Origin of the sequence: Pseudomonas sp. NBRC 111119 (assembly GCF_001320125.1) — a bacterium.
GTDB lineage: Bacteria > Pseudomonadota > Gammaproteobacteria > Pseudomonadales > Pseudomonadaceae > Aquipseudomonas > Aquipseudomonas parafulva.
In genome coordinates this window covers 48,872-60,430 of sequence record NZ_BCAV01000053.1, presented here as the reverse complement: position 1 = coordinate 60,430, position 11,559 = coordinate 48,872, and the positions used below count along the sequence as shown (strand labels likewise).

Below are 11,559 nucleotides of genomic sequence, written 5' to 3'. Positions count from 1 at the left end.
ACCCACGAACAGCAAACAACTTAAACTTAAACTTAAACTTAAACTTAAACTTAAACTTAAAAAGCGTGGACGAATACACCGTAAGAGCGAAAAGGTGATTAAGCGCCCCCATCGCAAATGGACCATACGCATTAGCAAAACCCACCCAGAGAACCTATACGTCGATCAACACTAGAGCGGCGTCACCACCACCGTACACGTAGTCCCCGCCGCCAACAAAAACCCCTCAGGCACACTATCAATCTGAATCCGCACCGGCACCCGCTGCGCCAACCGCACCCAGTTGAACGTCGGGTTCACATCAGCCACCAACTCACGGCTCTGCGGGTTGTCCCGATCATAGATACCCCGGGCAATACTCTCCACATGCCCCTCCAACCGAGCCCCGCTCATCATCTGCAACTCCGCCGGGTACCCCACTTTCACATGCGGCAACTTGGTTTCCTCGAAAAACCCATACACCCAGAACGAGTGCTCATCCACCACCGCCATCACCGCCTCCCCCGTACGCGCATAATCCCCCCTGTGCACATTCAGGTTGGTCACGTAGCCATCCACCGTCGCCACGATCTGCGTACGCTTGAGGTTCAGCTCCGCTGCCGCCAACTGCGCCTGGGCATGCTGGTAATCGGCCAGCGCCGAACTGGCGATGTTGCTCGCATCGTCGCGGCTTTCCTTGGAGATGACCAAGTTGTCCATGTCCGCCCGGCGCCTGGCGTTGACCCTGCGCATCTCCCACGTCGCTTTGCGCGAGGCCACCAGCGCCTTGGCCTGGTCGACCGCCACCTGGTAATGCGCCGGGTCGATCTGAATCAGCACATCGCCCTTCTTTACCCGCTGGTTATCCTTGACCGGCACATCCACCACATACCCCGGCACATCGGCAGCGACGTTGATGATGTCGGCGCGCACACGGCCATCCCGGGTCCAGGGCGTGGTCATGTAGTGCATCCACAGCTGGCGACCGATCACCACCGCAGCAGTCAGCACCAACAGAGTGGCGACCAGGCTGAAGAACTTTTTCATTGAAGGTTTCTCACCAATAGAGCGACAGCGCCAAGGCGCCGAACAGGCAGACGAACAGGCTCAGGCGCAACAGCGCCGGGTGCCAGAAGAAACGGTAGCCATCGTGGCTGGCGATGAACCGGTCCAGGCCCCAGGCCAAGCCCAGCGCAAACAGGAACATCAGTGTCAGGGTGGGCATATAGACGCCATGGAAGGCAATTTCACGGGGCATGGTGCACACCTTTGTCCGGGGCCAGCGGTGACAGTGGGTCGAGCAGAGACGAGCGAATGAAGTGCAGGTAGCTCTGCGCACGACGCAGCACCGAGGTGTCGAAGTGCCGGGCGAAGGGCTCATCGGTGGCCTGCACGCGCGAAATGGCATGGTCGACCGCCACCAGGGCCCGCTCATGGTTGCTGGCATTGGGCTGCAGGAACAGCCGCGCCAGCGCCCGCCCCATCACCCGGATCGCCTGGCGCCACGGCTGCGATTCGGCATAGGCCGGGTGCACCGGCGCGCGGTCCTGCTCCTTGCGCAGCTCGATGACGGCATGGCCGATTTCCAGCACGGTGAACATCCAGCCCATCAACTGGCTCTGCACCTGCGGCTTGCCGGCAGCAAGGCCGTAGGCCTGGTGCAACAGGTCGCGGGTGCGGCTTTCGAAAGCCGTGCCGATGCCGCGCAGCCGACCGCTGATGGCGAACAGCACCTGCTCGCGCAGTGCCTGCTCCAGGCGGCTCCACAGCCAGCGGCTGTTGGGCGGCAGGATGATCGCCCCGGCGGCGGCGCACACGAACATGCCGATAACCATGGCGATGTAGTCGTTGATGAAGCTGTACGGGTCATACACCGTCAGGTTGTTGGGCACCGAACCGATGGCGAAGAACACCAGCAGGCCGATACCGTAGCCCGCGTAGGCCGGGCGCGACGACAGAAACGCCCCCAGCACGAACACCGGCGCCAATACCATGCACAGCAACGGGAAGCCGTCGATCCAGGGGAACACGAAAAAGGTTTCGAAGAAGCCCACCACCGCGCCGATGGCCGTGCCGCAGGCCATCTGGAAGGACAGCCGCTTGGGGTTGGGCGATGCGGCAGACAGGCCCACCGTGACCGTGGCGATCAAGGTCATCATGGCCCCGCTGGGCCAGTCGCTCAGCAACCAGTAGCTGCCCAGCAGCAACAGCACCGCCGATGCCCGCAGCCCGGCCGCCAGCGACACCAGCCAACTGGTCTGCGCCACGTAAGGCTCGTCCCACTGCTCGCGCTCGTGCTTGTGCACGGCGAGCGACGCATGGGTTTCGGCGTAGCTGTACATCTCGTCGACGAAGCGGTACAGCAGCTCGAACGCGGTGTGGAAATCCAGCAGGTCGGCTTCACCGGGTTCGGTGGCCAGGTACTCGGCGCGCAGGCTGCGTACCTGGGCCTGCAGGCCCTCCCGGTAGGCCCCCAGCTCCAGGGTCAGGCGCAGCGCGTCGGCGTCGGTCAGGGCGCGGTCCACATAGGGCTGCAGCAACTCGACCAAGGTCTGCAGGCCGGGCTCGATGGCGCCGACAATTTCCGAAGGCCCCCGGGCACGCAGGCGTTCGATCAGGCGATGCAAGGCGTTGAAGCGCGTGGTGATGGCCATGAACTCGCTGTTCATGCGCACCAGGCGGCCACTGCGCCGGCGCATGTGGGGGTCCTCGAAGGCAGTGACGTTACGCAGGCTCTCCAGGCCCACCGCCTCGGCTACGAAACGCACGTTGCTGCTTTCGAAACGATCGCGCTGGCTGTCGCCCCGCAACGCCTCCACCACTACAGCGGCGAACACGCCAAAGCGCTGGTAGAGGGCGTTGCGCATGGCGGCGCTGGCGGACTGTGGCAGCACTGCAGCACTGACGAACGTCGACACCAGGATGCCCAAGGCAATCTCCAGCACCCGCCACATGGCCGCCATGAAGGCTTGGTCCGGATGCTGCAGCACTGGCAGGCCGATCATGGCGGCGGTGTAGCCGGCCAGCACGAACCCGTAAGCCTGGAAGGTGCGGTAGCGCATGGCCCCTGCTGAACACAGGCCCACCCACAGCGCCAGGCTGGGCAGGAACAGCTCGGTGTTCTGCGGGAAGATGGCCATCAGCGTCACCATCATGGCAGAACCTGCCAGGGTGCCCAGCACCCGATAGAAGCTCTTGGCGAACACATGCCCGCTTTGCGGCTGCATGACGATGAACACAGTGATCATGGCCGTGCGCGGCTGCGGCAGCTCCAGGCGCATGGCCAGCCACAGGGTGATGAAGGCAGCCGCCAGCACCTTGAAGATGTACACCCAGGTGACGCCGTCGGTGCGCACCCAGGCAAAAAAGCCTCGTCGCCACTCCAGGCGTTGCAGCCAGCGCAGGGGCAAGCTGGCAGCGCTCATTCTGCACGGCCCCTTCTGGGGTTGAGGATCGCCAGGGTGGCGGGGGTTTTCGGCGCCGCCTGGCGCTGTTCGTCGGGCACATCCCTACCGGCCTGCAGGCCACCGCCCAGGGCGGTAACCAGGTCGGCATGGGCAGCCAGGCGCGCGGCCTGCACCTGCTGCTGCACCTGCTGCTGGCGGAACAGCAACGTCTGCGCGTTGAGTACGTTCAGGTAGTCGGTGAGGCCGCGCTTGAACGCTACCGTGGCGATGTCGTAGGTTTTCTGCGCAGCCGCCACCGACTCGGCCGCGAAGTGCGCCTGCGCCTCCATCGACTCGCGGCGGATCAGCTGGTCGGAAACACCCTTGAGCGCATCGACCACGTTCTGGTTATAGCGCGCCACGGCCATGTCGTAGCCCGCCGAAGCGGCACCCAGTTGCGCGCGCAAGCGGCCACCGTCGAACACCGGCAAAGTGACGGCGGGGCCAACGGTGTAGTTGAACTTGCGCCCGGTGAGGAACGCCAGCGCGCCACCACCGGTGGCCATGAAGCCCAGGCTGCCCACTAGGTCGACGTTGGGGAAGAAGCCGGCGTGGGCCACATCGATGCCGCGCGCCTGCGCAGCCACCTGCCAGCGGCTGGCAACCACATCAGGCCGCTGGCCGACCAGTTCGGCGGGCAGCGTCGAGGGCAGCTTCAAGGGTGCAGCCAGGGCCAGGCTGGGGCGCTGCAACTGGGCGCCCTCTCCCGGCCCCTTGCCCGCCAGGGCAGCCAGCTGGTTGCGTGCCAGGGCAATGGCTTCGTCGAGGCTGTCGAGCTGGCGATGGGTTTCCGGCAACGGCGCTTCGGCCTGGCTGACCTCGAAGTGGGTGCCGATACCGGCATCCAGGCGGCGTTGGGCCAGGGCCAGAATCTGCTGTTGCTGGGCAAGCTCGGCCTTGACGATGTCGCGCTGGGCAAAGTGCAGGCTCAACTGGATGTAGGCGCGCACCACATTGTGCTGCAGTTCCAGCTGCGCCTGGCGGGCCTCGGCCACGCTCACGTGCACCTGGTCCACCGCCTGCTCGCTGGTGTTGCGCTCCCGCCCCCACAGGTCCAGGGCATAGCTGAGGCCCAGGCCCGCCTGGTTGTCCCAGGTGTTGGCACCCGACAATGCGCCAGGCCCGTAGAATGGGTCTTCGGGCCAGTTGTGGCGCTTGAGTGCAGCCTGGCCATTGCCTTGCAGTTGCTCTGCCGACTCGGCGATGCCGGCCATGGCCCGGGCCTGGCGCACTCGCGCCGCCGCCATGGCCAAGCTTGGGCTGCCGGCGAGGGCCAGGGCGATCCAGTGGTCCAGTTGCGGGTCAGCATAGGCATGCCACCATTGCTGGTCGGGCCAGTGGGCGTCGCTAGCGGCTTGCTGTATGGCCTCATCCGTACTGAGGGTGTTGGCTTGCAGCGTCTTGGTTTGCGGGGCGATGCCCCAGGTTCCGATACAGCCACTCAAACAGAGGGCAAGGGCACAGGCACTGAACGCATGGAGCGTTCTGTTGAGGCGACGCGGCACAGCTGCGGTATCCCGAGGAAAAGGTGGAGGGGCCGCGCAATTCTAGGGGGCGGCCGCACTGGCGATAAGCGCTGTTTCCTGCGAATCTTTGTTACCAAAACAGCGATAATCCGCCTTTGGTCGTAGGCAATATTCATCTTTTGCGCATGACTTCGTGACACAATTTTGTCCTCTACATCGAGAGTGACCCATGGACACCCTGCAAAACATGCGTGCGTTCAGTTGCGTTGCCCAGCTTGGCAGTTTCACTGCCGCAGCGGGCCAGCTGGATACCACCACCGCGAACGTGTCGCGGGCGGTTTCCAACCTGGAGGCCCACCTGCAAACCCGGCTGCTCAACCGCACCACCCGCCGCATTGCGCTGACCGAAGCCGGCAAGCGCTATCTGATGCGCTGCGAACAGATCCTGGCCTACGTGGAAGAGGCTGAAGCCGAGGCCAGTGACGCCCACGCCCGCCCGGCCGGGCAACTGAAAGTGCATTCGATGACCGGGGTGGGCCAGCACTTCGTGGTGGACGCCATTGCGCGCTATCGCGAGTCGCACCCGGACGTCACCTTCGACCTGACCATGGCCAACCGCGTACCCGACCTGCTCGACGAGGGCTACGACGTGTCCATCGTGCTGGCCACGGAGCTGCCGGACTCTGGCTTCGTGTCGCAACGGCTGGGCATCACCTACAGCATCGTGTGCGCCTCACCCGGGTACATCGCCCGCCACGGCGTGCCGCAAAAGCCCGCGGACCTGCTCAGGCACGCCTGCCTGCGCATGGTCAGCCCGGTAATCCCGCTGGAGAAATGGCTGTTCGACGGCCCGGAGGGCCAGGAGATGGTCAACGTCACCAGTTCGCCGTTCATGGTCAACACCGCCGACGCCATGCGCACGGCCATCCGCAGCGGCATGGGCGTGGGGGTGCTGCCGATCTACTCGGCCATCGAAGGCCTGCGCAACGGCAGCCTGGTGCGCATCCTGCCGGAGTACCGCCTGCAGGAACTGAACCTGTACGCCATCTACCCCTCGCGCCAGTACCTGGACGCCAAGATCAAGACCTGGGTGGAATACCTGCGCAACTCCCTCCCCGAAATCCTCGCCGCCCACGAAGCCGACCTGAAAACCCACCAGGTCATGATCGCCAACTAAAGGCCGCCTGGCGGCCCTCTCCAACCCAATCACGCTTCATCTTGCCGCTTCCAACTTGCAGCTTTCAGCTTGCAGCTTGTAGCTTGTAGCTTTCCGTCCGAAGGGTGTTTCGATGAAAAAGACTGTCCTGGCCTTCAGCCGCATCACGCCAGCAATGGCCGAGCGCCTGCAGCATGACTTCAACGTGATCGTGCCCAACCCCAAGCTCGGCGACATCAGTGCCCAGTTCAACGAAGCGCTGCCTGAAGCCCATGGCCTGATCGGTGTGGGCCGCAAGCTGGGGCGGGCGCAGCTGGAGGGCGCAGGCAAGCTGGAGGTGGTGTCCAGTGTGTCGGTGGGCTACGACAACTACGACCTGGACTATTTCAACGAGCGCGGCATTGCCCTGACCAACACCCCGGATGTATTGACCGAGAGCACCGCCGACCTGGGGTTTTCGCTGGTCATGGGCTGTGCCCGGCGTACCGCTGAACTGGATGCCTGGACCAAGGCCGGCAACTGGCAGGCGACCGTGGGGCCGGCGCAGTTCGGCAGCGACGTGCACGGCAAGACCCTGGGTATCGTCGGCCTGGGCAACATCGGTGCCGCCATTGCCCGCCGCGGCCGGTTCGGTTTCAACATGCAGGTAATCTACGCAGGCAACAGCCGCAAGAGCGCACTGGAACAGGAACTGGGCGCGCAGTTCCGCAGCCTGGACCAGTTGCTGGCCGAAGCCGATTTTGTCTGCATCGTGGTGCCGTTGTCCGATGCCACCCGCAAGCTGATCGGCGCACGGGAACTGCAGTTGATGAAGCCCAGCGCGTTCCTGATCAACATCGCCCGCGGGCCGGTGGTGGACGAGGCGGCACTGATCAATGCACTGCAAAACGGCACCCTTCGCGGCGCCGGGCTGGATGTGTACGAGAAGGAGCCGCTGGCCGACTCGCCGCTGTTCAAACTGCCCAATGCCCTGACCTTGCCGCACATTGGCTCGGCCACGGCAGAAACCCGCGAAGCCATGGCCAACCGCGCCATCGACAACCTGCGGGCAGCCCTGCTGGGCGAGCGCCCCCAGGACCTGGTGAACCCGCAAGTATGGAAAGGCTGATCGGCCGTTCTATACCGACCTTGGCACGCCCGGGGCCGCCCTGGCCTTGGGCTTGCGAAACACCAGCACATTGCCTGCCATCACCGCCACCAGCCCCAGCAGCGCCGCCGGCGTCCACTGATACCCCTCCACCGCTGCCGACACGTTCAGCGCCACCAGTGGGAACAGCACCGTGCAATAGGCCGCACGTTCCGGCCCCATGCGCCCGACCAGCGTCAGGTAGGCCGTAAAGGCGATCACCGAACCCGGCACCACCAGGTACAGCAACGAACCGATGTACCGCATGCTCCAGTCCAGGGTGAACGGCACGCCGGCCAGCACGCAGAACACCGCCAGCATACCGGCCCCGTACATCATGCCCCAGGCATTGGTGGTCATCGGCTTGAGCCCGGCCTTCTGCTGCATGCTCGACAACAGGTTGCCTGCCGAGAAGCACAGGGTGCCCAGCAGCGCCAGGCCCAGGCCGTACAGGGTTTCACGGCTGGCGGCATGGTGCGAGAGCTCCGGCCAGAACAACAGCCCCAGGCCGGCTAGCCCCAACGCCCCACCGCCGAGCACATTGGCAGCGATCTTCTGGCCGAAGAACAAGCGGGCGTTGAGCGCGTTCCACAGCGTGGCAGTGGAAAACACCACCGCGATGAGGCCGCTGGCGATCCATTGGCTGGCACTGAGAAAACAGATGAAGTTGACGCAGAACAAGCACACGCCCTGGGCCAGGCACAGCCAGTGACCACGGCGGTTCATGGCTTGCAGCTTGCGGGTGAGCAACAGCACGGCGAACAGGATCAGCCCGGCGAGGGCAAAGCGGTAGACGATGGATACCGGGATGGCGACCACGCCCAGTTGAAGTTTCAGCGCGATCCAGGTGGTGCCCCAGATCAGGACGGTGAGCAGGTAGAGTGACAGGTTCATCGGGGGCCTCAGGCGGTGGGGTTAGACAAAGGGCGCGATGCGGCCTATCACCGGCAAGCCGGCTCCTGCAGGCGTCCAGGATCCGAGTTTCATCCGGATAGCCCACTGCGGCTTGCATAAACTTGCGCATTTGTTTCGCAGGTAGCTGTAAGCCTGCCCCAGGCTCAGTAGGATGGCTGGCAAGAGGAATTGCCCATGACCCCACTCGACCAGTTGCACGTGTTCAATGCCATGCATGCCTCGCCCAATGCCCGGCTGGAACTCAGCGCGCACCTGGGTGACGGCCTGGCGGCTGCGCTGTGGCACAACCGCGACGACGCGCGCGACTACCAGGCGCCCAGCCATCACACCTTGTCGTGCTACATCGACGATGGCACCGGCACCTTCCGCCGCCAGCGCCCGGCAGACAAAGGCGCACCGGACAAGCTGTGCATACTCCCGGCCGGGCACGAGTCCAACTGGGTGATCAATGGCACCATTCGTGTCGCCCACCTGTATGTGAGCGAGGCGCAGTACGCCCTGGGCTGTGTGCGCCTGCTCGACCGTGAACCCCGCGAGCTGCAGTTGCAGGAGGCCACCTTCACGGATGACCCGCAGCAGGCCCGGCGGTTTCGCCAGCTCATACAGCTGGGTTGGGACGAACCCGCAGAACGCCTGCTGGCCAGCAGCCTTGCACACGAAGTGGTCGACCACGCCCTGCTCAGCCAGGTGGGTGTGCGTGATGGGTTGCGGCTCAAAGGGGGGTTGGCGCCGAACCTGCGGCGCCAACTGATCGACTACATCGAGGCGCACCTGGCCCAGCCACTCACCCTGGGCGAGCTGGCCGTGCGCTGCAACCTGTCCGAATACCATTTCGCGCGCATGTTCCGCACCAGTTTCGGGCTCCCCCCGCACCAGTACCTGCTAGCCCGCCGGCTGCAGCGGGCTTGCCAACTGCTGCGCCTGGGCGGCACGCCACTGGGCGACGTGGCCATGGCCTGCGGCTTTGCCAGCGCCAGCCACTTCACCAACCGCTTCCGCCAGGCGCTGGGGGCGACACCTGGCGAATACCGGCGGGCGTTCAGCCGCTGAACCGAGGCGGCAAGCGCGCCTTAGAACTCCAGCGTGCTGGACACGCTGACCTGCCGGGCATCGCCGAGGGCGACGAAGTACTGGTTGACCGCCGAGCTGTAATACACCTTGTCGAACAGGTTCTTCACGTTCAGTTGCAGGCGCACCTTGTGCTCGTCCAGTTTGGTTTCGTAGCTGGCAAAGGCATCGGCCACGGTGTAGGACGGCAGGTCGAAGGTGTTGGTGGCGTTGCCCGGGCGCTCGCCAACATACCGCGCCCCCGCACCCACCCGCAGGTTGTCGCCACCGAACAGGTTGCCGAAGTCATACACCGCCGACAGCGAAGCCCCATGCCGGGCCACGTTCTGCAAGCGGTTACCTTCCAGGGCCGGGTCTTTTGTCACCTTGGCGTCGGTGAAGGCGTAGCTGCCGATCAGGCTCCACCGCTCGCTCAACTGGCCGGTGAGGTCGAGCTCGACGCCACGCGAACTGACTTCACCAGCATTGCTGTACACCGTTTCGCGGGTGGTTGAGTCAAAGTTGGACACCAGCACGTTGCGCTTGGTGATATCGAACAGCGCCAGGGTGCCGGTGATGCGGCCAGGCACATCGAGCTTGGCGCCCAGCTCCCAGGACTTGCCCTCTTCCGGCGCGATTGCTGAGTCCAGCACCACATTGCCGGCCAGCGGCGCGATGGTGGAATTGGGCTTGAACGACTCGCTGTAGCTGCCATAGAACGACAGCTGTTCGTCCACCTTGAAGACGATACCGGCGTGGGGCACCCAGGTCTGGCCGCTGATATCGGTGTTGGCCTTGAACGGGCGGCCGCGACCGGCGTACTGGTCGTACTGCTGGAAGCGCCCACCCGCCACCAGGATCCAGTGGTCGTCCAGGTGCAGCGCGTCCTGCAGGAATACCGCGTCGGTGCGCAGCTTGTCGGTCTGGTCGCTGTCGCTGGCGCGCACAGTGGTGCCCTCCACTTCACGCCCATACACCGGGTTCAGGTAGCTGAACACCGACTTGGGGGTCTGGCGGATCAGGTCGGCGCGGTAGATCTTGCGGTCTTCGTGGTCCACGCCAAACAGCAGGTCATGCTGCATGCCGGCCAGTTGCACATTGCCGGCCAGGCTCAGGGTCACGAACTGGTCACGGCTCATGGCGCCCTGGGTACCGTCGATGCTGCGGGTGAGCGTGCCGTTGCGCGTGTTGATGCCGGTGACGCGCACCTGGCTGGCGTCGTAGGTTTCGCGGTTGAAGCTGTAGCCCAGGTGCAGCTTCCAGTCGTCGGCGAGCTGGTGGCCCACCTCCAGCCGGTACAGGTCCGAGCGCCCCTGCATGTCATTGAATGGCTCATCCAGGCGCCGTGTGGCCGGAATGTTCAGCGGGTGCCCATCATTGCCGAAGGCCGTGCCGCGGTCGAACGGCGAGAGAAACTCCCGGTGTTCGTAGGCCAGCACTACCTGGGTGTCCTCGCCCAACCAGGCCAGCGAAGGCGCTATCAAGGTTTCACGGTGCACGCCGTAGTTGCGCCAGTAGTCTTCGTCTTCATGATCGGCGATCAGGCGGTAGGCGAAGTTGCTGTCACCCAGTGCACCGGTGCTGTCGAAGCCACCGCCACTGCCATTCTTGCCGCTGCCATAGCTGGAGCCGCGCACGGTCAGGGCGTTGTACTGCTCCAGTTGCGGCCGTTTACTGACCACGTTGATCACCCCACCCGGGTCCTGGATGCCATACAGCAGCGAGGCCGGGCCTTTGAGCACTTCCACCCGCTCGGTGCTGGCATTGAGGGCGCGGCCCTGCACCACCGGCATGCCGTCGCGCATGATCGAGCCGTCGCGGTTGTCGCCAAAGCCGCGCTTCATCACGGTGTCTGCCGTGCCACCGAAGTTGTTGCCCTGGGTGATGCCGCTGACATTGGCCAGGGCATCGTCCAGGTTGCGCGGCGCCTGGTCGCGGATGACCTGCGCCGGCACCACGTTGATGGCCTGGGGGATGTCCTGGTTGGGCCCCTGCCCGCGCATGATCGATGCGGTGGCCGGTGGCTGGTAGCTGGTGCTGTCCAGTTGCGAAGTGACGGTGGTGGCCTGGAGGCTGAGGGCACCGGATGTGTCCGGCGCTTCCACGGTGAGCGTGCGTGCGTCCACGCGGCGCCATGCCAGGCCGGCGCTACCGAGCAACTGCTGCAGCGCCTGCTCGGCACTGAACCGGCCTTGCAAGGCCGGTGCCTGTACCGCCGGCAACGCCAAGGTGTAGAGCACGCTTTGGCCGGTGGTGCGGCTGAACGCGTTGAGGGCCTGGGCCAGCGGCTGCGCTGGTTGGGCAAAGGTATAGGCCTGCGACTGCTCAGCGGCGCTGGCCAAGGGGGCGACAGTGAGCGGCGGCAGCACGGCAAGGCCAAGCCAGAGGGGAACGCAACGCGAGGTGAACTTCATGAACGCTGAC

At 64.7% G+C, this 11,559-nt stretch carries 9 protein-coding genes; 3 read left to right on the top strand and 6 right to left on the bottom strand.

Going from position 1 to position 11,559, the window contains the following annotated elements:
* Window positions 1-171 precede the first annotated feature (171 nt).
* The 4 genes from APH25_RS19445 to APH25_RS19430 are packed head-to-tail and all read right to left on the bottom strand — an operon-like array spanning window position 172 to window position 4,930.
* Window positions 172-1,026 carry an HlyD family secretion protein gene (locus APH25_RS19445; RefSeq protein ID WP_060483063.1) on the bottom strand — a complete coding sequence of 285 codons (855 nt, stop codon included), beginning with the start codon at window positions 1,024-1,026 and terminating at the stop codon, window positions 172-174.
* Between the two features lie 10 nt (window positions 1,027-1,036).
* Entirely contained in the window at window positions 1,037-1,237 is a 201-nt protein-coding gene (locus tag APH25_RS19440) for a DUF1656 domain-containing protein (RefSeq protein ID WP_028633275.1), read from the bottom strand.
* Window positions 1,227-3,404 (bottom strand): FUSC family protein, encoded by a 2,178-nt coding sequence (locus tag APH25_RS19435; RefSeq protein ID WP_060483062.1) that lies wholly within the window; start codon window positions 3,402-3,404, stop codon window positions 1,227-1,229. Before APH25_RS19435 ends, APH25_RS19440 begins: the two co-directional genes overlap by 11 nt.
* Window positions 3,401-4,930 (bottom strand): efflux transporter outer membrane subunit, encoded by a 1,530-nt coding sequence (locus APH25_RS19430; RefSeq protein ID WP_060483061.1) that lies wholly within the window; start codon window positions 4,928-4,930, stop codon window positions 3,401-3,403. The genes APH25_RS19435 and APH25_RS19430 overlap by 4 nt, the downstream gene beginning before the upstream one ends.
* 190 nt (window positions 4,931-5,120) lie before the next feature.
* Between APH25_RS19430 and APH25_RS19425 the strand changes: the two genes are divergently transcribed.
* The gene (locus APH25_RS19425; RefSeq protein ID WP_060483060.1) at window positions 5,121-6,068 is read left to right on the top strand and encodes a LysR family transcriptional regulator; all 948 of its coding nucleotides are present in this window, start codon (window positions 5,121-5,123) and stop codon (window positions 6,066-6,068) included.
* Window positions 6,069-6,180: 112 nt separating this feature from the next.
* A complete protein-coding gene (locus APH25_RS19420) occupies window positions 6,181-7,155 on the top strand; it encodes a D-glycerate dehydrogenase (RefSeq protein ID WP_060483059.1) in 975 nt (324 codons plus the stop codon).
* Window positions 7,156-7,164: 9 nt separating this feature from the next.
* Here the strand turns inward: APH25_RS19420 and APH25_RS19415 are convergent, their stop codons facing one another.
* The gene (locus APH25_RS19415) at window positions 7,165-8,067 is read right to left on the bottom strand and encodes a DMT family transporter (protein WP_060483058.1); all 903 of its coding nucleotides are present in this window, start codon (window positions 8,065-8,067) and stop codon (window positions 7,165-7,167) included.
* 195 nt (window positions 8,068-8,262) lie between these two features.
* Between APH25_RS19415 and APH25_RS19410 the strand changes: the two genes are divergently transcribed.
* Window positions 8,263-9,138, top strand: a complete 876-nt coding sequence (locus APH25_RS19410) for a helix-turn-helix domain-containing protein (RefSeq protein WP_028633281.1) — start codon at window positions 8,263-8,265, stop codon at window positions 9,136-9,138.
* Window positions 9,139-9,158: 20 nt separating this feature from the next.
* Here the strand turns inward: APH25_RS19410 and APH25_RS19405 are convergent, their stop codons facing one another.
* On the bottom strand, window positions 9,159-11,549 hold the full coding sequence (locus APH25_RS19405; RefSeq protein ID WP_060483057.1) for a TonB-dependent siderophore receptor: 2,391 nt from the start codon (window positions 11,547-11,549) through the stop codon (window positions 9,159-9,161).
* Window positions 11,550-11,559: the final 10 nt, after the last annotated feature.